The sequence below is a fragment of the Galbibacter kalidii genome (assembly GCF_026241135.1).
Taxonomy (GTDB): Bacteria; Bacteroidota; Bacteroidia; order Flavobacteriales; family Flavobacteriaceae; genus Galbibacter.
This window is the reverse complement of sequence record NZ_JAPFGA010000017.1, coordinates 16,736-40,496: the sequence shown is the minus strand read 5'-3', so window position 1 is coordinate 40,496 and position 23,761 is coordinate 16,736. Positions and strand designations below refer to the sequence as shown.

Below are 23,761 nucleotides of genomic sequence, written 5' to 3'. Positions count from 1 at the left end.
CTCCAAGTGCCAAATACCAAATACCAAATTCCAAATATCAAGCTTCCGACTCCCAATTAACTCAATCAACAAAAACATTCCCCGCCCGCCGGCTAGCTCTATCTGCCAATGTGGCAAGCCGATGGTGATTTGCCAGCGCGCCAGCTGGCCCCATCGCTAAAAATATCCACTGGATGTTTTTTTAACGCTCGGTCCTCCGATAAACCGATGGCAGTGACAGTTTATATTTTACAGCTATCAAACGGATCGCGATGACCACAACTATGGGGACGGCAAAGACAATGTCGTTGCGGATGGGAAAGAGTTTCATAAAGAAATAGCTTACGCCCCCGGCGACGCAGGCGGTGGCATAAATTTCTTTTTTCCTGAAGATGACAGGAATCTCGTTACACAAAATATCTCGGAGCACCCCACCGAAACAGGCACTTACTGTCCCCAAGGCGATACACATTATGGGGTGCAGTCCGGCGGCGACCCCTTTTTCCAAGCCCACTACGGTGTAAAGTCCGATACCGATGGTGTCAAACAAAAAGAGGGAGGTTCTGAAATATTTTAATTGGTTCCTGAAAATCACGGCAAGGATTACGGTGGCTATGATTACATACATATAAGTGGGGTTGATCAACCAAGTGACGGGGGTTACCCCTAAAAGAAGATCACGAATGGTCCCTCCGCCCAGGGCGGTGACAAAACCAATGATAAAAATCCCGAAAGGATCGAGTTTTTTGTCCATCGCCGCTAATACTCCTGAGATGGTAAAAGCTAGCGTACCTAATAAATCTATGGCGTAATAAAACATTTACATATGTTGTGTATAGTAGTTATAATCCTTTAAAACAGTTCGTATAAAGCTATGTGCGTCGCTGTGTTGGGACTGAATGCCGGTGACTTCTTCAATCTTGTTCTTTAACTTGATCATGGTTTTATGGTCCATCGCATTCTTGGCGGTTTTAAAGGTTTCCTTGATAATGCGTGCGTCGTTGTCACTCAGTTTGATCACATCGGGATAGGTAGGTTTGTAATCTTCCTTGAGGTGTTCTAATATGGTATGGCTGATGTTGACCTTGTTCTTTAGACTGATAACGGAAGTGCCCGCCGTGATATCACCCAGACGCTGACTTTTATTACTGATGATTACTGATATGAGTCCGATAAGTCCGCTCATCATATTAATATCAATAATCCTGAAAAACCAACGTACCACATAATCGGGAAATGAGGCTTGGTATCCGTCGATCTTTACCACTTTTATTTTGGTTACCCGTTTTCCTATGGTTTGTCCTTCAAGCAAAGACTCAAATACTAGGGAATAAAACATGACGGGGAGCAGGAAGAAAATGATCACGGCTGCCATCGACCAATCGTCCATTTGTGAAATGGTTTCCCACAAGCCCATAAGGTTGAACACAAAAAATCCGATGGTCGATACATAAGCTGCTTTGATCAATAAATCAGCTAAATACGCCAGAATTCGCTCTCCTATAGATGCGGCGGTGAACGAAATGTTCACATTTTGCGTAGTATTTATTTGTAACTCTGACATTTTATTTCTTAATTTAGATTTTTATACACTTAAATTTATTCATGCCCGTTTCATCACACCATGAGGGAAGTCGCATTCATTAAACAAAATAAAGAAAAATGGCTAAGTTTTGAAAAGGCCATCTTCAATAATCGTTTTAAAGACCCGGACGATCTGGCTTCACAGTACATCCAACTGATCAATGATCTTGCTTTTGCACAAACCTATTATCCCAAAAGTAAGCTTATTAAATATTTGAACCAACTGGCGGCCAAAGCTTTTCAGAAAATATACAAGACCAAAAGGCAGGACACCAACAGGTTTACCTATTTCTGGAAAACCGAAGCGCCACTTATTGTATATCAGTACCGGCGTTATGTGCTGTATGCTTTTGTACTTTTCTTCGCTTTTGTGTCCATCGGGGTGATCTCTGCTGCTTATGACGACACTTTTGTCCGCCTTATTCTAGGGGATCATTATGTAAACACTACCTTAGAGAATATCGAAAAAGGGGATCCCGTAGCGATCTATAAAAGCGGAAGCAATTGGGGAAGCTTTGTCGGAATAACGCTCAACAACCTCTATGTGGGGATAAAATCGTTTATCTTCGGGGTTTTTGGTGGCTTGGGAACGGCTTGGGTGCTTTTGAACAATGGAATCATGCTGGGCGCATTTCAATATATGTTTCAGGCCGAAGGCGTGCTTTGGGAAAGTGTGAGAGGGATATGGATCCACGGGGCGATGGAAATATTTGCCATCGTTATCGAAGGTGCTGCCGGATTGGTGCTCGGTGCCAGTATTTTGTTCCCTAAAACTTTTTCACGGATAGATTCTTTTAAAATGGGCGTAAAAGACGGAGTGAAAATATTGATCAGCACTTTTCCTTTTACTTTTGCCGCCGGATTTTTGGAGGGTTTTGTGACCCGCTATTCCAACACCATGCCGAATGTGGTTTCGGGCGGAATTATCGTCATAACACTTGCAATTATCTCTTTTTACTATTTAATTTACCCTTATTTTGTCCATAAAAAACTAACCAAAAACTATGCAACTCTATAAATCAAGGTCTTTTGGAGATTACTTCTCAGACACTTTCAGCTTTATAAAAAACAACGGAAAGCATTTTTACAGGAACTACTTCCTCATCAACGGTATTTTTATCCTTATCCTGTTGATCATGACCTATTTTTTTGGGAGGATGTATTCTACTTTTTTGGCAAGTTCGATGGGCACCGGCACCGGCACCATGAGTACCTATATGGAGGATAACTTGGTAGGTTTTGCCTTGTTTTTCTTTCTCTTTATGATTGTTTTCGTGTTGATAGTTATTATCAATTATGCCTACACTCCTGTTTATTTTATTTTGTATGAAGAGAAGAACGGAAACGATTTTACAAGTAAAGATTTGATCAATGCTTTAAAAAAACGTTTTGGGAAAGTTATCCTCTATACTTTTGCCAGTTTATTGATCAGCATTCCCTTACTTATAATTGCCGGAATTGCTGTCGTAGGGCTTGCCGTGACCATGATTGGTATTCCTTTGATTCTTATAGTGTTTGGTTGGCTTGGCTTGTTCTACTATATCGCTTTTATAGAATATCTGAAAAGTGACAAAGGTGTTTTTGAGTGTTTCTCCTACAGTTTTAGCCTTTCTTTCAAGAAGTTTTGGGCGACTACGGGTTGTATCGCACTTTTCTATCTGATGATTCAAGTGGTACAAACCGTTATTACCCTGGTTCCGTATTTACTCGGTTTTGCTTCGATATATTCCGGTTTTGAAGTATCAGATGATCCCATGCAAGGGAATACATCTACATTTGTAGGTATGCTCACCTTGGTCTATATGATTTCTTTTTTCCTGAATTTGTTCCTCTCGACCGTTTTGGAAACCAACCAAAGTATTATCTATTACAGCCTTAAAGAAGAAAACGAAAACATTCATTCCACCAGTGTTATTGACGAAATAGGGAATTCTTAAGATCGATATGCAAAAACGCCTGCTATTATTTGCCTTTATCTGTATCGCCAATATTGCTTTGGGGTTTTCGGCTGTGGCTGAAATTCCGAGTGACACCCTAAAAACAGACCGGGCTACGGTAATGGACAGGCGTACATTCCCGGAGGGTTTTAAAGAGCAGTACAGCGGAAAAGAATATATCTACGAAACCGTGGTCAATCCCAACAATTGGTTCAACCGGTTAAAACAATGGTTTAACGATCTTATCAACAGACTGTTCAATTTAGGGAATCAAGAAAAGGCTGCGGAAATCTCAAGAATCCTGATGCGGGTGCTTTATGCTGTTATCGTGCTGCTGGTAATCTATTTTATCGTAAGGGCGATACTGAACAAGGAAGGGAACTGGATCTTCGGAAGGTATTCCGACAAAAAACTATCGAAAATCCAGGATGTTGAGAACAATATTCATCAGGTAGATTTTCCAACACTGATTGCCGATGCCGAAAAAGATCGGGATTACAGGCTCGCCATCCGTTATTATTATTTATGGTTGCTGAAAGTGCTTTCAAATAAAGAACTCATCGAATATGACGTAGAAAAAACCAATAGCGATTATGTGAACGAACTGGAAGGCGACTCCCTAAAAAAGCAATTCTCCTACGCTTCCTATCTGTACAACTATGTTTGGTATGGGGAATTCAGTATAGCTGAAGCGGAATATGAAACTACCTCAAAACGATTTCAAACCTTTATAAACAGCGGAGGAAAATGAACAAGACGATAAAAATATATATCGGCATCTTGGCCTTGTTGTTTATCGGGGCTGTTGTTTTTGAGGTTTTACGTCCGAAGCCCATCGATTGGTCGCCTACATTCAATGAAAAACACAGCATCCCCTACGGATTGAAAGTGCTTCACGATCAGTTGCCGGATTTGCTTCCGAACGATTCCGTTACTGATGTCCATAGCAGTGCCTATGAGTTTTTGGATTCGTTTTATGAGTATCGGTATGAAGATTCCACTTATGCTTATACTATCAACGGAAATTATCTTTATATCAAGAACTATTTTGATGTCGACAATGTTTCTATAGACGAACTCTTAAATTTTGCTGCTGAGGGGAACACCATTTTTATTTCTTCGGAATATTTCCCTGCATATTTGTCAGATACCCTTAATTTTAAACTCGACAATAAGTATGATTTTAAAGGAGAAGCGAAACTTGTATTCTACAATGAAAATTTTTCAGCCGATTCCATTCATATTAAAAGAGGATTGAATAATGTTTATTTTAGTAAGTTAGACAGTCTTAAAACCACCGCTTTAGGAACTCAAACTTTTGATGAAGAGCACATCAACTTCGTAAAAATAGAACACGGGAATGGCGCTTTTCTGTTACACACCCAACCTTATGTTTTTACCAATTATCACCTGCTGAAAGACGATCATTATCAATATACCGAAGCGGTGTTGTCCTACCTCCCGGATGCTCCCGTATTTTTTGATTCGGTAAACAAAACCGCTTTTGAAATGGGCAATTCGCCCCTGCGTTTTATTTTTTCACAACCGGCTTTGCATTGGGCTTGGTTGCTGTCGCTTCTTTTTATTATCACGTTTATGCTTTTCAACGCCAAAAGAAGGCAGCGTATTATCAGGATTATCCAACCGTTGCAGAACACCACGGTTCAATTCACAAAAACGGTGGCTAATCTATATTATGAAACCAAGGATCACAGCAATATCATCGATAAAAAAATTACTTTTTTCCTAGAGCGCATACGAAGCGATTATCATTTGAACACCCAGCAATTGGATGAGAAATTCATTCATCAACTGGCGTTAAAATCAGGAAATTCAGAAAACAAAGTGAAGAAACTCGTTGATTTTATCCTACTTTTAAAGCGTAGTGAACAGCACAGCGAACAAAACCTTATAGATTTAAACAAACATATCGAAGATTTTTACCAACGTAAAGAATAATTTATGGATCAGCTAAACAATCCGTCCGAAGAACAAAATAACAGCACACAACCTGACAACAACGACCTGACCTTCCGAAACAGGATCGACCTGAGTGAGTTGCAGCAGGCCGTGAATCAGATCAAAAAAGAACTGGGTAACGTTATCGTAGGTCAGAAGCAGATGATCGACATGCTCCTCACCGCCCTTTTGGCCAACGGACATGTATTGATCGAAGGCGTTCCCGGGATCGCCAAAACCCTTACCGCCAAACTGCTGGCAAAAACCCTCACAGCCGATTTCAACAGAATACAATTCACCCCCGATCTGATGCCTTCGGATATTTTGGGGACTTCGGTCTTCGATCTGAAAAAATCTGAATTTGAGTTCAAAAAAGGACCGGTTTTCACCAATATGTTGCTGATTGATGAGATCAACCGTGCCCCGGCAAAAACCCAGGCTGCCCTTTTTGAAGTGATGGAAGAAAAACAAATCACTATCGACGGACATCGCTTTTTATTGCCTCCGCCATTTATGGTATTGGCCACACAAAACCCCATTGAGCAAGAGGGAACCTACAGACTTCCCGAAGCGCAATTGGATCGTTTTCTTTTTAAGATCGAGATCGATTATCCAACATTGGATGATGAAGTGGAAATTATTTTACGGGAACACCAGCTGAAAGAAAACAAGAAGATCGATCAGGTAACTGCATTTCTCTCGAAAGAACAAGTCATGAAATATCAAACCTTGGTACACGAGATTGTTGTAGAACCCCATTTGATAAAATACATCGCCGAGATCATCAACAACACCAGAAACAACGAATTCCTCTATATGGGGGCATCGCCAAGGGCTTCGATTGCGATTTTAAAAGCTTCCAAAGCTTATGCCGCCATCAACGGACGCGATTTTGTGACTCCGGAAGATATCAAGGCTGTGGCTTTACCCGTAATTCAACACCGAATTATCATCACGCCCGAACGTGAGATGGAAGGAATGACGAGCAAACAGATTGTAAATCAGATTATACAATCCATCGAGATCCCAAGATAAAACGATGAAATTCATCAAACGCCTCTACATAGAAAACCGATTTTACTATGGCGCCGTGGGTGTCGTGCTGCTCTTTTTGTTGAGTTTTATTGTTGAGCCCTTGTTTTCTATTGCGCAACTGGCACTTTTTATCCTGCTAAGCTTTTTTGTTTTAGATATTCTTATTCTCTTCTTTGTTAGACGAGGCCTGATCGCACAACGGGAATTACCCGATAAATTTTCAAACGGCGATCAAAATCCCATTTATATCCGCCTTGAAAATCATTATACTTTTCCGGTAAATGTTATGGTTATTGATGAAATTCCGGAACAGTTTCAAATTCGGAACTTCAAGATCAAACGGAAATTAAAACCCTCAGAAATCTCCACGGTAAAATACGAGTTAAGACCTACGGAAAGGGGCGAATACCACTTCGGAAAACTGAATGTCTATGCGTCGAGTTTTATGGGGCTGGTTTCCAAGCGCTACATTTTTTCAGATAAGACGATGATCCCTACCTATCCTGCATTTCTTCAGTTAAAAAAATACGATTTACTGGCAATTTCCAACAACTTGCATATGTATGGTATCAAAAAGATCCGCCGCATTGGTCACACTATGGAATTTGAACAAATCAAGGAATATGTTCAGGGAGACGACATCAGGACTGTCAACTGGAAAGCGACCGCCAAAAAAAACCAACTTATGGTCAATCAATATCAGGATGAAAAGTCACAACCGGTGTATTCTGTTATTGATAAGGGAAGGGTGATGAAAATGCCTTTTGATGGATTGAGCTTGCTTGACTATGCGATTAACTCTTCATTGGTAATCAGTAGTGTTGCCCTTCGGAAACAAGATAAGGCGGGCATGTTTACCTTCTCCAAGAAGGTAGAAAATATCGTAGTAGCAGAACGCAGGAACAGCCAGATGAACCTTATTCTGGAAACGCTCTACAATATTGAAACCGACTTTTTTGAAAGTGATTTTAACCGACTCTACGTCGATATCAAAACGAATATCAGGCAGCGGAGCCTCGTTTTTCTTTATACCAATTTTGAAACACTGGATGCGCTCCACCGGCAGCTCCCCTATCTCAAAGCCATTGCAAAACACCATCTGTTGGTCGTTATCTTTTTTAAAAATACAGAGTTGGACAGTCTCATCAACAAAAAAGCTGACTCCATACAAGAGGTCTATGACAAGGTGATCGCAGAGAAATTTGCTTTTGAAAAACGTCTTATCGTCAACGAACTGAAAAAATACGGGATCTATTCCATTCTCACTACTCCACAGGATCTTACCATAGATACGATTAACAAGTATTTGGAAATTAAAGCGAGGGGGCTTATTTGATAAGGACATCCTCCTTAACCCTTCGAGGGTTTGAAACCCTCGAAGGGTTCGGTTGTATCTATACAGTAACATATCCAAATTGTGACAAAACAACTTTATAATCAGTTTTTTGAATCAAAAACACATATAGCGATAAACTTTTCTAATAGTTTTTGTAGTTTTGATGCCTCACCCAGAACTGCTGAAAATAGTGGTTCTGATCCGCCTAAGGCGGAAGAGGTAAATAGGACACCCCGATACAAACCTGTCTGCTGATAGGTAGGCATACGGAGAATTTTTAAGATTAAAAAAATTGAATATGACCATTACCCAACTACAATATGTGCTCGCCGTAGCAGAATATCAAAACTTTACCCATGCGGCTGAAAAAAGCTTCGTCACACAACCTACCCTGAGTATGCAGATACAAAAGCTGGAAGACGAACTCGACGTACTCATCTTTGACAGAAGCAAAAAACCGATACAGCTCACTCAAGTAGGAAAAAAGATCGTTGAACAGGCCAAAAACATTGTTAATGAATCCTATCGCATTCAGGATATTGTCGATCAGGAAAAAGGGTATATCGGAGGCGAATACCGCTTGGGGATCATTCCGACGATCATGCCTACCCTGCTGCCTTTGTTTTTAAATAATTTCATCAAAAAGTACCCCAAAGTTAACCTTAAAATAGAAGAGCAAAGCACCAATATCCTTATGGAAAAGCTGGAAGAAGGGTATTTGGATGCCGCTATTGCAGCTACACCATTGGAAAATGAAAACATCAAAGAGCGCGTATTGTATTATGAACCTTTTGTGGCCTATGTTCCATCAAACCATCGCTTAAACAAACTGAAAAAAATAAAGGTAAGTGACCTTAACCTGGACGACATTTTATTGCTCGAAGACGGTCATTGTTTCCGGGAAGGAGTTATCAACCTGTGCAAGAGCAAAAAAGGTTTCAATAACGAGCATTTTCAATTGGAAAGCGGAAGCTTTGAAACCATGATGAAACTCGCCGATGAAGGTATGGGCATGACCTTGCTCCCCTATTTGCACACTATGGAGATCAGTGAAGCCCAAAAAGTACATTTACGTTATTTTGAAGACCCCAATCCGGCAAGGGAAGTAAGCCTGATCTATCATAAAAACGAATTGAAACTTCAGATTACAGAAGCCTTGAGAGACACTATCGCCGGTGTTGTCCGCGGGGCCATTGCTTTTCAGAATGTAAAGATCATAAGTCCGGTTTCTTCAGGGAAGTAGGATTGTTAAAAGAAGATTAAATTTCCTCTACACCTCAAAATGGCGATTAAAAAATCCTCCCCGCCTCGGGCGGGAGACTAGGTGGGGATAAAAAAATAACCAAAAAACTTTACCGTAATAGATAAAGTTTCTCGGTTACTTGTACGATTAATCACAGTCTTAATAAAGACGTTTTTTTATAAAGAATTTATGTCAGTTTTACTCTAATATGTGGAGATTACCTGACAATTTCCAGGATTTTTAACTTTGATTGAAATAAATCAAGCATCTAGACAATTCCGGTTTACCCTGAATGTAATAATTAATCCAAATTCTCAATTCATCCAATTCGTAGGGTAACAGCCTTTTTACGGCTTTTTCCAATTCTTTACAAAATAGTATAGGGTCAAAACTCACTTTTTGTAGCACCGTTTTGGTGTACTCAAACATAGCTCTTGCCATTTTTGGTTTATTTATGATAGTTGGTTTAAAGATAACGTTCCTTAATATACAAAATTGTTGGTTAATCGTTAAATCCAACCATAAAAATGTTAATGAAATGATTTAAATTTTTTCCAATTGGTTAAATCCCAAAACGTTGGGAGCTCTTTTGAGCATAATTAATATCAGCGCACCACCTGGCTCGTTCGCTAAAGTAGTCCAATAGACTATTTTTTAACGCTCCGCCCTACCTATTTTAGATAATTCATCATAGTTTCCGACTTCTTTAGGGTTGGAGCCATATTCATTAGATCCAGATTCCCCTTCAGCAAACAAAAGCCAAAATACATAGAACGGTATTAGTTGATACCAACCACTGTTACCAAGGTCATGGCATCTTTTTGTGTTTTGTGCAATATTGAACCATAATACAGGGACAAAAAACACCCAAAACAATAAGGAAATTCCGGTGGCATCGGTATCAACAGCGTTTGATATCACAGAAGTTAAAATAATAGCAGCAGAGTAGGCAATTACATAAAGAATCAGACTTAGTCCATATTCAGTTCGTCTAATTCTTCCATCGAAAGAAAAAGGTTTTTTAAACATAGTAATTAAGATTTAGGACTAACAAATATATAAATTTATTTAGCTTTTATTAATTTTTTCGATGAAATGCAGCTATTTCAATAATACTTATGCTGTATAAACACATATTCTTTGTTTTTTTATTAATTTTCAATTCTCAATATAATACCATAAAAATGCAGAAAACCCTTAGTTTACTCCTTGCTTTATTCCTCGTTGGATGCTCTTCAAATCGGTTATTAATAAAAGAAGTAGACCGCAATTTGGAATCCGGTTTTTATAAAAATCAGTTTACCGGACTTTTTGTGTATCATCCGGCTACGGGAGATACGCTGATCAATTACAACGGGGAAAAATATTTCACTCCGGCCAGCAATACGAAAATATTTACGTTCTATACCGCCCATAAATTACTCCCGGAATATCTTCCTACTTTAAGATATGCAGTACACAATGACACTATATATATGGAAGGAATCGGAAATCCGGCAAGTCTGCACCCCTATCTAAAAGACAGCTCCCTGGTCAATTTCCTAAAAAAACAAAACAATATAAAGCTCTATCTCAAGAATCTTGAAGATAAGAGTCTTGGTCCCGGATGGGCTTGGGATGATTATGATACCTATTACTCCCCCGAACGCAGTGCCTTGCCTTTGTATGGAAATGTCGTTGGTTTGTCAAAAGGGGACTCACTTTATGTTTCCCCGAATTATTTCAGCAAGGACGTTATCGTTGCCAACAATACGTACAGAAGAGTGCAATCTGAAAACAAGTTTTATCTTCCCCCAACGAGGAAAGACACCATAGCAGTCCCATTCATTACTGATAGTGTCACCATAAAAAAAGTATTGGAAGATGTTATAGATCAAGAAATACAAATCACCCGGTATTTTCCCGAAGAGGAGAAGAAATTGATCTACGGAATTAAAGCCGACTCCGTTTACAAAAGAATGATGTGGGTAAGCGATAATTTTATAGCCGAACAGCTTTTGATCCTCGCTTCCTCTACCCTTTCAGATACTTTGAATGGTGGAAAAGCGCGCAAGCATATCCTTGAAAACGAACTTTCGGAGATCCAGCAAAATCCGCGTTGGGTTGACGGTTCCGGTTTGTCGCGATATAATTTGTTTACACCACAATCCATTGTGTTTGTGCTCAACGAACTCTATAAAGAAATCTCCAAAGAAAAATTGTTTGACATCTTCCCTACCGGCGGGGAAACAGGAACCTTGGAAAATTATTTTAAAGGAGATCCCGAACCTTACATCCACGCAAAAACAGGTACGCTGAGTAATAATTACTGCTTGAGTGGTTATCTGATCACAAAATCAGGTAAGACCCTTATTTTCAGTTTCATGAACAATCATTACCGCGGTGGGAGCACCGAAGTAAAACAACAAATGACACCTTTATTGGAGTGGATTCGGGATAATTACTAAAACCTGTTGTCTCCATCCAGGATATCGCCAATACCTCCTAAAATACTGCCTTCACCTTTGCTTTTTCCGCCTTGTCGCGGTGCAGACGCCAACACACGATTTGCCAATCGGCTGAATGGTAAGGATTGGATATACACTGCCCCCGGTCCGCGAAGTGTGGCAAAAAACAGTCCTTCACCTCCAAAAACCGTGTTCTTTATCCCCCCGACAAACTCGATGTTATAATCCACTTCCTTTGTAAAACCTACAATACATCCGGTATCGACTTTCAGGGTTTCCCCGGCTGCCAGTTCTTTTCTTGCCAAAGTACCCCCGGCATGCACAAAAGCCATTCCGTCGCCTTCCAGTTTTTGCATGATAAAACCTTCACCACCAAAGAGTCCGCGACCCAACTTTTTGGAAAATTCGATACCGACCGAAACCCCTTTAGCTGCACAAAGAAATGCATCTTTTTGACAAATAAATTTTCCTTGATATTTAGTCAAATCTATGGGAATAATCTTCCCGGGATAAGGTGAAGCAAAACTCACTTTGCGCTTGTTGCTATCCACATTCAGAAAAGCAGTCATAAAAAGGCTTTCTCCTGTAAGCAAACGTTTTCCTGCAGAAAACAATTTCCCCAGAACTCCTTCATCCTGATTAGAACCGTCTCCAAAAATCGTATCCATTTTTAGTCCGTTGTCCATCATCATAAAACTCCCGGCCTCTGCCACTACAGCCTCTTGAGGATCCAGTTCGATCTCTACATATTGCATTTCCTCTCCGTATATGTGGTAATCTATCTCGTGTGAAGTCATTTTGTTTTGGTTTTATTGATTCATTTTATTAGTCAGGGTTTAATTTAAAAAGTTACAATTAAGTATTCAATCACACACAACTCATTTATAAAAACAGAATTCAATACCCATCCCATTTATCTATCAACTCAGCTAATCCTTTTTCAATTCCACTATAATATTTTCCTTTTTTAAACTCGGGAATGATAGTTTGATCAAGTATATTTTTACAGATTTCATCCGTTAGTATTTTTTCAGTTCCATTTCCTGTTGAAATACGAATTTTTCGAAGTGATTTACTGAATACGATTACAAGTCCGTTGTCAATCATTGCTTTTCCAACTCCCCATTTATTTGATAAGTCAGTTGCAAAATCTGCTATGTTATCATAAGGTGCTATGGAATTTACTGTTACAATTGCAATTTCTCTTGTTGTTTCATTTTCGTAATCCGAAATGCTTTTTTCGAGTTCGTTTTTTTGTTCAGCTGTAAATAATTCTTCAAAGTCATTAACATATCCAACCGGTTCCGGGAATTTATTTTTTTCTGTTTCCGAAAAGTCAAATTCAGGAGTCGATATTTTAGTTTCCTTTTTTTGAGCAGAACCCTTATAAGAAACTAAACTTAAAGCCAGAATTAGAGTTAATATTACTTTTCCTGTTTTCATTATTGTTTTGGTCTGTACGTCCCTGATTAGAGTTGACCAGGTTCAAAATTTCTAACTTCTTACTTCTAATTCCACACTTCAAATCACCCCTTCACCTTCACTGTCCATTCAAAATTAAAGGTAGAAACCACATCGCCGGCTTCGTCTTTTCCAACGGATTTCATCCAAAAAGTTTGTCCCTCCCCTGTTGCTATCGTTTTTTCTATAGCAGCATCGATGAGATGTCCGTCGTTACATTCAAAAGTGATTTTTCCTTTGGCTTTTTTTGAGAAATTGGCATTGTTGTTGGCTACCAACATCGAGATCTTCTCTTTCTTTTCCCTTATTTTCCCAATGACCATAGCCCCGGTGGAAAGTTCTGCCGCCATCCCTTGCACCGCCCAAAGCATGGAGTTAAACGGATTTTGATTGATCCAACGGTGTTTAACGGTTGTAAGACACTGAGTGTCATCAATAGCCGCTACCCTAACCCCACACAACCAAGCTGACGGAAGTTTTAACATGGAAAATTTATTGAGTTGAGAAGATGTTAAGTTCATGTAATATGTGTTTTATAAGGCACAAGATATTCATTATTTCTCAAATATTGTTCAAACTTAAAATCTTAATGTTTTGTTAAATTTTAGTACTATGTTTTGCATAATACCTTTTTTTAGATATATATTTGCAATAGAAATTAGCTTGTTATGTATTTTTAAGCTGAAAAGATCAATCAAAAAAAGTAATCAACCATGGAAGAATCCATAGACAAACATCAAAGAAACGTGTCGGCATTTATACATTTGTCCACTTTCTCAAAGTACCTTATTCCGTTTGGGAATTTTATTATTCCCTTATTGTTGTGGACATCCAATAAAGAAAAATCCGCTTTTGTGGATTTCAACGGAAAACAGGCCATCAATTTCCAGATCAGTATTTTGCTTTACAGCATCGCTTTAGGGATTATCGCTATCCCCATTGTGCTGTTTTCGGCATGGGATTTTATCGGCTTTGTCAATATTATGGAGCACAACAGGCATGACATCGATTTTGATTTTGATCACCTATCAGAGTTTGGGATTCATGTCATCTTTTTAGGTCTGTTGGGAATCTTAAGTGTGGGGCTCCTTGTTGTGGATGTGTTTTGCAGTATCATTGCAACCATCAGGGCCAATGAAGGGATTAAGTATCAATATCCGTTCAGTATAAAATTTATTAAATAATCATCAATCAATACTTATTCATCAATCATCATCAATCAAAATTCATCATCCAGACGTCCCAATAGCTAGGGAGTCAGGATAAAATCAAAAAACGAACAGTAACTATTAATAAAGTATCATGAAACCATGAATATAGAGAATACAAAAGCACAAATGCGCAAGGGGGTTTTGGAATACTGCATTTTATCGATCATTGAAAATGAAGATAAGTATGCTTCAGAGATCCTTAAAACCTTAAAAGACGCAAAAATGCTTGTGGTTGAAGGGACTATCTACCCCCTGCTCACAAGATTGAAAAATGCGGGCTTGCTAAATTACCGTTGGGAAGAATCCACTTCGGGGCCGCCTAGAAAATATTATACCCTCACAGAAAACGGAAAGTTATTTTTAAAAGAACTCAACACCACTTGGGATGAGTTGAGGAACGCAGTCAACCTGGTAACGAAATAAAAAACACTAACAATGAACAAAACAATCAATATTAATCTGGCAAATACATTTTTCCACATCGATGAAGATGCCTATAAGAAACTACAGGGCTATCTCGATGCCATAAAACGTTCTTTTACCGATTCACAGGGTAAAGCCGAAATCATTGCCGATATCGAAGCGCGTATTGCCGAGTTGTTTACTGAAAGAATACAAAACGAACGGCAGGTCATCACCAATAAAGAGGTCGATGAGATCATTGCCATCATGGGACAACCTGAAGACTATCTCGTAGATGAAGAGATTTTTGAAGATGAACCCAAAGCTAAAAAAACGGAATTCCAGAAAAACCACAAACAACTCTATCGGGATATCGATCGAAAATACATTGGAGGTGTTTGTGCAGGATTGAGTTATTATTTGGGTATCGACGTATTGTGGGTTCGTTTGATTTTTATTTTGATAACGATTCTTTCTTCCGGTTTTGGTATTCTTATTTATATACTGTTCTGGATTCTCGTGCCTGAAGCCGTTACTACGGCGCAAAAGATTGCTATGACCGGAGAACCGGTAAACATCAGTAATATTGAAAAAAAAATCCGTGAAGGATTGGACGACGTCACCGAGAAAGTAAAAAGCGTCGATTATGACAAAATGGGAGAATCTGTAAAAAAAAGTTCAAAAAGTGTTTTTGACGGCTTGGCCGGAATCGTGATGTTTTTGGTGAAAGTAACAGCAAAATTTATAGGTATTATCATTCTTATTACCTCCGCTGCTGTCCTCATCGGTCTTTTTGTAAGTCTCTTTACTGCTGGAACCATCGATATTTTTGGCGCGCAACCGTGGAGGGAATATATAGACACAACGGTAGACACTCCGGTTTGGTTGATATCAATATTGGCATTCTTTGCGATTGGTATTCCATTTTTCTTCCTGTTTTATCTGGGAATGAAAATATTGGTCAACAATCTGAAATCAATTGGAAACACAGCAAAATTCACCTTGCTTGGCGTTTGGCTTTTGTCCCTCATCGGACTCATCAGTTTTGGAATAAAAACAGCTACGGAATATTCTTTTGAAGCCTCGGCTACCGAAACGGAAAACTTTCAATTTGATGTAAACGACACTTTGGAAGTAAAAGTTTTAAACACCAACGATCTGAAAAGCAGATATTACAACAATGCCGATTTTGATATTGTGATCGAGAATAACAAAAAAATGATCTATAGTGAAGATGTGGATTTCAATATAAAACCATCGAGCAACGGACAAGCCCGTGTTGAAATTGAAAAAACCTCACAGGGCAACAATTATAACAATGCTTTTGAAAGGGCTGAACAGATTGAATATTCATATGAAGTCGTAGACAATAGTATTTTACTGAACCATTATCTGACTACTGATATCGATAACAAATTCAGGGATCAGGAAGTAAACATCACTATCTACGTTCCTGAAAACACTATTCTGAAGCTTCACCATTCCACCCACAATCATATTGGCTACGGAATAAAAAACAATAAAAATTATTACCACAGAAGTTTGGCCAATCACGTTTGGAAAATGGACAACCAAGGTATTTTGAATTGTTTGGATTGTCCGGAAAAAGAATGGAACGGAGAGGAAGAAGACAAAAAAGAAGTTGAACCTGAGGAAAAAGACAGTATCGCTGTTGATTCTGTAAAAACGGACAGTATCATGTAACCATAAACAAGAAACATCAGTCAAACCAAGATAAATCATCATCCTGACGATAAATGTCAGGATAAAATCAAAAAACGAACATATGAAATCAACCTTTCTAATTAAGAATTTAACCTTATGTCTCGCTGTATTGCTGGTGCACCTAACTTACAGTCAGAGTTTTGAAACCAAAATCGATAGCATGCTTTTAGATACCTTTTCCCAAGATGGCCCGGGCGTATCATTCTTAATCGCCAAAGATGGTAAACCTGTTTACAGAAAGGCTTTTGGCAAAGCCAACCTTGAATTGGATGTAAATATGACACCTGAAAGTGTCTTTCAAATAGGTTCTATGACCAAGCAATTTACCGCTATCTCAATTTTAATGTTGGAAGAACAAGGGAAGCTAAGTTTGAATGACGACATTACAAAACATATCCCTGATTACCCAACCCGTGGTAAAAGCATCACTATTCATCACCTGCTTACCCATACATCGGGAATAAAGAATTACACCAGCCTAAAGTCGATTATGGATATTGCTAAAGACGACCTATCACCAAAGGAATTGGTTGACTTTTTTAAGAATGAACCTATGGACTTCGATCCGGGTGAACAGTTTAAATACTGTAATTCAGGCTATGTTATTTTAGGCTACATTATTGAATTGGTTTCAGGTGAAACCTATGAAAATTTTATTGAAACCCATATTTTTCAAAAAATAGGAATGGAAAATTCCTGCTATACAAGTGATATGGATATCGTTAAAAACAGGGCATCGGGGTATTACGACAGAGATGGGCTTGTCAACAAAATATACATCAGCCATAGTATTCCATACGCAGCAGGTTCACTTATGTCTACCACAGACGATATGCTTATATGGCAAAATGCGCTTAACACCAATAAACTGGTAAAACCTTCAACCATAAAAAAGGTCTTTACCGATTATACCTTAAATAATGGCGAGCAAATCTCCTACGGCTACGGGTGGTGGTTGAAAGAAATTGAAGAGCAAAATACCCGTCAGCATGGCGGAAGTATTTTTGGGTATAAATCTATGGGGGTTTATGTTCCTGAAAAAGACATTTATGTACTTGGGCTTAGCAATTGCGATTGTAATTCGCCCACACAACTCACTAAAGATATTGCCACTATGGCAATCAATGAATTATAAACTATCATCCTGACGATAAATGTCAGGACAAAATCAAAAAAAACGAACATTATGAGCACACTAATCAAAGTAGTAATCGCACTGGTTATTTCCATTTTTCTAACCTCTTGTCAATTCGACATCAATCTAAGTGGAGTTAAAGGAAACGGAAATGTAGTAACCCATCAACGTGAGGTTGATCAAACCTTTAGTGCTATCAAAGCCACAGAAGGCCTGGATGTATTTGTAAGCCAAGGTCCGAAAACGACTATCAAGGTAGAAGCCGATGAAAACGTAATCGACTTGATCCGCACCCAAGTATCAAACGGAGAATTACATATCGATTGTGAAGACCCTATTGGCAATGCCACAAAGAAAGTTTATGTCACCATTCCTGAAATTACCGCGTTAAAAAGTTCCAGCGGAGCAGAGCTTAGCAGCATCGGTACCATAAAAGGCGATGCTATCACACTGGATGCCAGTAGTGGGAGTGAACTCGATGTGGAGATCCAAGCCAAGGATATTAATTCTGAATCAAGCAGCGGTGCCGAAATCGTTGTGTATGGAGTTGCTAATTTTCTGGAAGCCAGGGCAAGCAGCGGCGCTGAAATTGAAGCAGAAAAACTGGAAACAAACTCAGTAAAAGCCAAAGCAAGTAGCGGTGGCAGGATTTCGGTCCATGCCAAAGAAAAGATTTCCATAAGCACCAGCTCCGGTGGCGATGTGGACTATAAAGGAGATCCACAGGTGGTGAGCAAGGAAAGTATGTTTTAACCCACTTAGTGGGGTTTATTCCATTGAATATCTTGTAGGAGGATTACCCCTGAGATATTTACCGAACAAAAGAGGTTATGATAACTGTCAGTTCGAGCGCAGTCGAGAACTAAACAAATTAGGTTTCGACTGCGCTCAACCTGACAACGTTCAAGTTATTCATTCTTAAGCTTATTCTTACTTATTCCGCTAAAATCTGAGCGGCGTGATCTTTGGTTTTTACCTTGTCGATAACACGCTCCACTACTCCATTTTCGTTGACAATAAATGTTTTTCTGTGGATTCCGTCAAATTCCCTTCCCATAAACTTTTTCGGTCCCCAAACACCAAAGGCATTGATCACTTCTTTGTCTTCATCCGCCAAAAGTGGAAATGGGAATTCGTATTTATTTTTAAAATTAGTCTGTCGTCGCTGCGAATCAGCACTTACCCCTAAAAGACTATAGCCCTTATCTTTTAATTCCTGATAGTGATCACGCAAGTTGCAGGCTTCTGCCGTACATCCCGGAGTGCTCGCCTTCGGATAAAAGAAAACAACCAGTTTTTTTCCTTTGTAGTCTGATAATGAGACCTTATTGCCATCTTGATCTGCTACTGTAAAATCAGGTACTTTGTCTCCTGCTTTTAATGTATCCATAAACAGTTTTTATTTTGATATTGTTTGTTATTTTTGCCTAGAGTCCGTTTCAATCAAAAAAGCTTAAACGGGTTTCTAAAATTACGTAAAAATGACCAAAACAGAAAAGGTTGATTTTGTTGTAGATACGCTCGAAAACATCTATCCAACCGTACCGATTCCCCTCGACCATACCGATCCCTATACGCTTTTAATAGCCGTATTGCTTTCCGCTCAAAGTACCGATGCCCGGGTTAACCAAATCACACCTTTATTGTTTGACAGGGCGTCCAATCCGTATCAAATGATCAAGCTTTCAGTCGATGAAATCAGGGAAATCATCAAACCGGTAGGGCTCTCCCCTATGAAATCGAAAGGTATTTATGAACTGTCCCATATTCTTATCGACAAATACAACGGTGAGGTTCCGGCGGATTTTGAAGCTTTGGAGTCGCTTCCTGCCGTAGGTCATAAAACCGCCAGCGTGGTTATGTCCCAAGCTTTTGGTATTCCGGCATTTCCGGTAGATACACACATCCATCGTTTGATGCACCGGTGGGGGTTGTCTAACGGAAAAAATGTGAAACAGACCGAAAAAGATGCCAAGCGTTTATTTCCAAAGGAAAAATGGAACAAACTCCACCTTCAAATTATTTATTACGCAAGGGAATATTCTCCTGCCAGAGGTTGGAAGCTCGAAAAGGATATCATCACAAAAACCATTGGAAGAAAAAGCGTTATAAAAGAATATTATGCTTCAAAAGCAAAAAAGGCCCATTAAACAACGAGCCTTTTCTGACAAAACTTTTAATTAAGGAGTGTATCAAACTCCAACTTTTTGTACTTAATAACACTTAAAGCCTTAGAATAACCAAGTATAAATTCAATGGTAGATTCCTTGGGTTGTAGTCGTTCTAATTCAAAATCTTGATAAGAGTAAAGTTTTTCCATGCTGCCCCAAATATTTTAATAATAATAAAATAACGGAGTCAGACACTTAATATTGTGTTAATTTGTTAAAACTATATTGTTTTTTTCAATTATTTTCCTGAGGTTGATAATAGCATAGCGCATTCGCCCTAAAGCCGTGTTGATGCTCACATCTGTTTGTTCAGCAATCTCCTTAAAACTCATGTCCCTGTACAAACGCATCATCAATACTTCTTTTTGATCTTCAGGCAGCTCTTCGATCAGTTTTTTTACATCGGTTTCTACTTGATTTTTAATGATCTGCTTCTCGGCATTCAAAGCCGGATCCCCTAAAACAGAAAAGATGTTGAAATCCTCACTCCCTTCAAACTTGGGCATTCTTGAATTTTTTCTGAAATGGTCTATCACCAAATTATGGGAAATACGCATTACCCATGGCAGGAACTTCCCTTCTTCGTTATAATTTCCCCGTTTTAAAGTCCTGATCACTTTAATGAAAGTATCCTGAAAGATATCTTCTGTAATATCCTTATCATAAACTTTAGAGAAAATAAAACTGTAAATACGATGAGAATGCCTGTTGATCAACATCTCAAGTGCTTTTTCGTCGCCTTTTATATACTTTGCCACAAGGGCAGAATCTTGAAGTGTTTGCTCCATAAAATTACTTTTAATAAACAAATTGAGGTTGCCCGAAAGCAACTCTTTAATACATTAATTTATAAAGTAATTTTATTGTATAGGCGTTCATTTATTGAGTTGATAGCAATCAAATATAATATTTTTTATGAAAAACAAAATAATTTTTTAGGTAAAAATCATAATTTTTCTTTTTTAAGTCCGTTTCAATAGCTGGCATTAGATTGTTATCTTTGTGGTTTGTTTTAACGCTATGACAGACATCACCACTGTAAATCCAAAGGAAAACATCATAATAAAAGGAGCTAAACTCCACAACCTGAAAAACATCAATGTTATTATCCCAAGAAACAAATTGGTGGTCATAACCGGACTTTCGGGAAGTGGGAAATCTTCTTTAGCTTTTGATACACTTTATGCCGAAGGGCAACGCAGGTATGTAGAAAGCTTATCATCATACGCACGGCAATTCCTCGGGAGGCTCAACAAACCTAAGGTGGATTATATCAAAGGGATCGCCCCTGCCATAGCTATCGAACAGAAAGTCAACTCTACCAACCCGCGATCTACCGTCGGTACCACAACAGAGATTTATGATTATTTAAAGTTGCTGTACGCTCGTATTGGTAAGACCTTTTCTCCGGTATCGGGAAAGGAAGTCAGGAAGCACACTGTGAGCGATGTGATCAATTTTGTAAAGACTTTTGAAGAGCGTAGCAAACTCTTATTGTTGGCTCCTGTTCATATTCCTGAAGAACGAAACGTTTTAAAAACACTCGAAATCCTTTCCCAACAAGGGTACGCGCGTATTAAATATAAGAATCAAGTGCTTCGCATTGATGAAATTGAAGAAGAAATAGAGCACGATTTCTTTTTGGTGGTGGATCGAATCATCGTCAAAAACGACGAAGACTTCTACAATCGTCTTGCCGATGCTGTTGATACTTCCTTCTTTGAAGGTAAAGGCAAATGCATCATCGAAAATCTGGAAAACAAGCAACAAACTACATTCAGCAATAAATTTGAATTGGATGGTATTCAATTCCCGGAACCCAACGTTCATTTGTTCAGTTTTAACAATCCATACGGGGCTTGTCCGAAATGTGAAGGCTATGGGGATGTGATCGGTTTGGACGAAGATCTTATTGTTCCCAATACAGCACTTTCTATCTATGAGAATGCCATTTTCGCTTGGCGTGGTGATAGCATGAGCTGGTTTCGGGATCAATTGGTCAACAATGCCTATAAATTTGATTTTCCCATTCACAAACCTTGGTATGATCTTACTGAAAAACAAAAGGAGCTGGTTTGGAAAGGAAATAAATATTTTACCGGATTAACCGATTTTTTTGCTGAGCTGGAAGAAAAAAGTTATAAAATCCAAAACAGGGTGATGCTTTCCCGCTATCGCGGAAAGACCAGATGTCCTTTGTGTAAAGGCGCCCGACTCCGTGAAGAAGCCAATTATGTGAAAGTTGGTGATAAAACCATTAGTGAGCTGGTAAGCATGCCGTTACACAGGCTCAAGGATTTCTTTAACCGGCTTAAACTCGATAAAAACGATGAAGCGATTTCAAAGCGATTGCTGAAAGAAATCAACAATCGTGTTCAATTTTTGACTGATGTCGGACTCGATTACCTGACCCTCAACAGAAAATCGAACACCCTTTCCGGAGGGGAGTCCCAGCGTATCAATCTCGCAACTTCTTTGGGAAGTAGCTTGGTAGGTTCTATGTACATTTTGGACGAACCCAGCATAGGTTTACACCCAAAAGACACAGAAAGGCTTATTTCTGTGCTTCAATCCCTTCGGAATTTAGGCAATACGGTAATTGTGGTCGAACACGATGAAGACATCATGAAAGCAGCCGACGAGATCATCGATATTGGTCCCGAAGCAGGGACTTTGGGTGGTGAAGTGGTCGCTACAGGGGATTTTGATACCATCCTGAGCAAAAACACCCTCACAGCCAACTATCTTAACGGAAAAGACGAAATCCCCGTCCCTAAAAATCGGAGAACGAGCAAGTATTTTATTCAAATTGTGGGTGGTCGTGAAAACAACCTGCAAAATATTGATGTCACTTTCCCCTTGAATACGTTTACCGTAGTGACCGGTGTTTCCGGAAGCGGGAAAAGCACCTTGGTGAAAAAAATATTATATCCGGCCATTCTAAAAGAAACCGGTGGTTATGGCGAAAAAGCCGGGCAGTTCACAAAGATTGATGGAAAATACAGCAACCTCTCCAGTGTAGAGTTTATCGATCAAAATCCGATTGGGCGTTCTTCAAGGTCCAATCCGGTGACCTATATTAAGGCTTATGACGATATCAGAGCACTTTTTTCCAAGCAAAAACTATCAAAAATCCGGGGATATCAACCGAAACACTTCTCTTTTAATGTAGATGGCGGACGTTGTGAAACCTGTAAAGGTGAAGGTGAAGTGACTATCGAAATGCAATTTATGGCCGATGTACATCTAGAATGTGAAACCTGCAACGGAAAACGTTTCAAAAAAGAGATTCTTGAAGTAAAATTTGAAGAAAAGAACATCGACAATGTTTTGAATATGACTATCGACGATGCGGTGGACTTCTTCAACAAACACAAACAAACAAAAATCACGGGCAAACTAAAACCTTTGCAAGATGTAGGTTTGGGATATGTCACACTCGGACAATCATCCTCTACCCTTTCCGGTGGCGAGGCACAGCGTATAAAACTAGCTTCCTTTTTGGTAAAGGGTCAAACAAAAAACAAAACCCTCTTTATTTTTGATGAACCGACAACCGGACTCCACTTCCACGATATCAAAAAACTGTTGAAATCTTTTGATGCCCTGTTGGAAAACGGACATTCCATTATTGTAATTGAGCACAACCTAGATCTGATAAAATGTGCTGACCATATTATTGATCTCGGTCCTGATGGTGGTGAAAAAGGCGGAAATCTAGTCGCTTCAGGAACTCCTGAACAAGTCGTAAAAGTAAAAAAGAGCCATACCGGGCATTATTTAAAGTCTAAACTTTAAGCCCTACACAGCCTACCTTTCAAGCGATAAATACATTTTTGGCATGCTGTTTGAGTTATATTAAACAGTAAATCTCATCACACATAATTAAGATGAAATTTACCTGATGAACTTTTTCAGTTGAACATCAACTGAAACATCATAGTTCTTTATACAGTTGAATTTTTTGGTTGGTTAGTTAAGAAAACCTCGTGACCTTGATCTTTTTCAAAATATCGAGGTTTTCTTTATATAAAAGCAACAAACATATAATTAACTAATAATCAGTTATATATAAACACCATTGAACTCAATTTTATTTTTTGGCACAGAGTTTGAACCTTATAGAGTGAAAATCA

Annotated in this window: 24 protein-coding genes; 15 read left to right on the top strand and 9 right to left on the bottom strand. The window is 39.0% G+C overall.

Features of this window, described 5'->3' with window-relative positions:
- Window positions 1-181: 181 nt before the first annotated feature.
- Both OOZ15_RS16005 and OOZ15_RS16000 read right to left on the bottom strand, forming a co-directional pair.
- Entirely contained in the window at window positions 182-799 is a 618-nt protein-coding gene (locus OOZ15_RS16005) for a trimeric intracellular cation channel family protein (RefSeq protein WP_265957448.1), read from the bottom strand.
- A complete protein-coding gene (locus tag OOZ15_RS16000; RefSeq protein WP_265957447.1) occupies window positions 800-1,543 on the bottom strand; it encodes an RDD family protein in 744 nt (247 codons plus the stop codon).
- Window positions 1,544-1,603: 60 nt separating this feature from the next.
- On the opposite strand from OOZ15_RS16000, the gene OOZ15_RS15995 reads away from it, so the two are divergent.
- The 7 genes from OOZ15_RS15995 (at window position 1,604) to OOZ15_RS15965 (ending at window position 9,073) form a co-directional block, all read left to right on the top strand.
- On the top strand, window positions 1,604-2,581 hold the full coding sequence (locus OOZ15_RS15995; RefSeq protein WP_265957446.1) for a stage II sporulation protein M: 978 nt from the start codon (window positions 1,604-1,606) through the stop codon (window positions 2,579-2,581).
- Window positions 2,568-3,500, top strand: coding sequence for a hypothetical protein (locus tag OOZ15_RS15990; RefSeq protein WP_265957445.1), 933 nt, complete (start codon window positions 2,568-2,570; stop codon window positions 3,498-3,500). The genes OOZ15_RS15995 and OOZ15_RS15990 overlap by 14 nt, the downstream gene beginning before the upstream one ends.
- A 7-nt stretch (window positions 3,501-3,507) precedes the next feature.
- The gene (locus OOZ15_RS15985) at window positions 3,508-4,251 is read left to right on the top strand and encodes a DUF4129 domain-containing protein (protein ID WP_265957444.1); all 744 of its coding nucleotides are present in this window, start codon (window positions 3,508-3,510) and stop codon (window positions 4,249-4,251) included.
- Window positions 4,248-5,459 carry a DUF4350 domain-containing protein gene (locus OOZ15_RS15980; RefSeq protein ID WP_265957443.1) on the top strand — a complete coding sequence of 404 codons (1,212 nt, stop codon included), beginning with the start codon at window positions 4,248-4,250 and terminating at the stop codon, window positions 5,457-5,459. The genes OOZ15_RS15985 and OOZ15_RS15980 overlap by 4 nt, the downstream gene beginning before the upstream one ends.
- Window positions 5,460-5,462: 3 nt before the next feature.
- A complete protein-coding gene (locus tag OOZ15_RS15975; protein ID WP_265957442.1) occupies window positions 5,463-6,494 on the top strand; it encodes an AAA family ATPase in 1,032 nt (343 codons plus the stop codon).
- Window positions 6,495-6,498: 4 nt separating this feature from the next.
- The gene (locus tag OOZ15_RS15970; protein WP_265957441.1) at window positions 6,499-7,830 is read left to right on the top strand and encodes a DUF58 domain-containing protein; all 1,332 of its coding nucleotides are present in this window, start codon (window positions 6,499-6,501) and stop codon (window positions 7,828-7,830) included.
- A 298-nt stretch (window positions 7,831-8,128) separates the two neighbouring features.
- Window positions 8,129-9,073, top strand: a complete 945-nt coding sequence (locus tag OOZ15_RS15965) for a LysR family transcriptional regulator (RefSeq protein ID WP_265957440.1) — start codon at window positions 8,129-8,131, stop codon at window positions 9,071-9,073.
- 240 nt (window positions 9,074-9,313) lie between these two features.
- Here the strand turns inward: OOZ15_RS15965 and OOZ15_RS15960 are convergent, their stop codons facing one another.
- Both OOZ15_RS15960 and OOZ15_RS15955 read right to left on the bottom strand, forming a co-directional pair.
- On the bottom strand, window positions 9,314-9,514 hold the full coding sequence (locus tag OOZ15_RS15960) for a hypothetical protein (protein WP_265957439.1): 201 nt from the start codon (window positions 9,512-9,514) through the stop codon (window positions 9,314-9,316).
- Window positions 9,515-9,727: 213 nt separating this feature from the next.
- Window positions 9,728-10,102, bottom strand: coding sequence for a DUF805 domain-containing protein (locus OOZ15_RS15955; protein WP_265957438.1), 375 nt, complete (start codon window positions 10,100-10,102; stop codon window positions 9,728-9,730).
- Between the two features lie 155 nt (window positions 10,103-10,257).
- Here OOZ15_RS15955 and OOZ15_RS15950 point away from each other — a divergent pair, with 155 nt between their 5' ends.
- Window positions 10,258-11,520: a D-alanyl-D-alanine carboxypeptidase gene (locus OOZ15_RS15950; protein ID WP_265957437.1), complete on the top strand. Its 1,263-nt coding sequence runs from the start codon at window positions 10,258-10,260 to the stop codon at window positions 11,518-11,520.
- Here the strand turns inward: OOZ15_RS15950 and OOZ15_RS15945 are convergent.
- From OOZ15_RS15945 to OOZ15_RS15935, 3 genes are all read right to left on the bottom strand, one after another.
- Window positions 11,517-12,317 (bottom strand): TIGR00266 family protein, encoded by an 801-nt coding sequence (locus OOZ15_RS15945; protein WP_265957436.1) that lies wholly within the window; start codon window positions 12,315-12,317, stop codon window positions 11,517-11,519. The genes OOZ15_RS15950 and OOZ15_RS15945 overlap by 4 nt on opposite strands.
- A gap of 100 nt (window positions 12,318-12,417) precedes the next feature.
- On the bottom strand, window positions 12,418-12,963 hold the full coding sequence (locus OOZ15_RS15940) for a TPM domain-containing protein (RefSeq protein WP_265957435.1): 546 nt from the start codon (window positions 12,961-12,963) through the stop codon (window positions 12,418-12,420).
- Window positions 12,964-13,046: 83 nt separating this feature from the next.
- The gene (locus tag OOZ15_RS15935; RefSeq protein WP_265957434.1) at window positions 13,047-13,502 is read right to left on the bottom strand and encodes a DUF4442 domain-containing protein; all 456 of its coding nucleotides are present in this window, start codon (window positions 13,500-13,502) and stop codon (window positions 13,047-13,049) included.
- A gap of 192 nt (window positions 13,503-13,694) precedes the next feature.
- Between OOZ15_RS15935 and OOZ15_RS15930 the strand changes: the two genes are divergently transcribed.
- From OOZ15_RS15930 to OOZ15_RS15910, 5 genes are all read left to right on the top strand, one after another.
- Entirely contained in the window at window positions 13,695-14,165 is a 471-nt protein-coding gene (locus tag OOZ15_RS15930; RefSeq protein ID WP_265957433.1) for a DUF4870 domain-containing protein, read from the top strand.
- Window positions 14,166-14,291: 126 nt separating this feature from the next.
- Window positions 14,292-14,615 (top strand): PadR family transcriptional regulator, encoded by a 324-nt coding sequence (locus tag OOZ15_RS15925; protein ID WP_265957432.1) that lies wholly within the window; start codon window positions 14,292-14,294, stop codon window positions 14,613-14,615.
- Window positions 14,616-14,627: 12 nt separating this feature from the next.
- Complete coding sequence (locus OOZ15_RS15920; protein ID WP_265957431.1) at window positions 14,628-16,298, top strand: PspC domain-containing protein; 1,671 nt, start codon at window positions 14,628-14,630, stop codon at window positions 16,296-16,298.
- A gap of 82 nt (window positions 16,299-16,380) precedes the next feature.
- Window positions 16,381-17,454 (top strand): serine hydrolase domain-containing protein, encoded by a 1,074-nt coding sequence (locus tag OOZ15_RS15915; protein ID WP_265957430.1) that lies wholly within the window; start codon window positions 16,381-16,383, stop codon window positions 17,452-17,454.
- Between the two features lie 51 nt (window positions 17,455-17,505).
- Window positions 17,506-18,207: a head GIN domain-containing protein gene (locus OOZ15_RS15910; protein ID WP_265957429.1), complete on the top strand. Its 702-nt coding sequence runs from the start codon at window positions 17,506-17,508 to the stop codon at window positions 18,205-18,207.
- 181 nt (window positions 18,208-18,388) lie between these two features.
- On the opposite strand, the gene bcp is transcribed toward OOZ15_RS15910, so the two are convergent.
- Window positions 18,389-18,844 (bottom strand): thioredoxin-dependent thiol peroxidase, encoded by a 456-nt coding sequence (bcp, locus tag OOZ15_RS15905; protein ID WP_265957428.1) that lies wholly within the window; start codon window positions 18,842-18,844, stop codon window positions 18,389-18,391.
- 91 nt (window positions 18,845-18,935) lie between these two features.
- Between bcp and OOZ15_RS15900 the strand changes: the two genes are divergently transcribed.
- On the top strand, window positions 18,936-19,604 hold the full coding sequence (locus OOZ15_RS15900) for an endonuclease III domain-containing protein (RefSeq protein WP_265957427.1): 669 nt from the start codon (window positions 18,936-18,938) through the stop codon (window positions 19,602-19,604).
- A gap of 227 nt (window positions 19,605-19,831) precedes the next feature.
- On the opposite strand, the gene OOZ15_RS15895 is transcribed toward OOZ15_RS15900, so the two are convergent.
- The gene (locus OOZ15_RS15895) at window positions 19,832-20,413 is read right to left on the bottom strand and encodes an RNA polymerase sigma factor (RefSeq protein ID WP_265957426.1); all 582 of its coding nucleotides are present in this window, start codon (window positions 20,411-20,413) and stop codon (window positions 19,832-19,834) included.
- Between the two features lie 232 nt (window positions 20,414-20,645).
- Between OOZ15_RS15895 and uvrA the strand changes: the two genes are divergently transcribed.
- Window positions 20,646-23,423 carry an excinuclease ABC subunit UvrA gene (gene uvrA / locus OOZ15_RS15890; RefSeq protein WP_265957425.1) on the top strand — a complete coding sequence of 926 codons (2,778 nt, stop codon included), beginning with the start codon at window positions 20,646-20,648 and terminating at the stop codon, window positions 23,421-23,423.
- The last annotated feature ends 338 nt before the right edge of the window (window positions 23,424-23,761 follow it).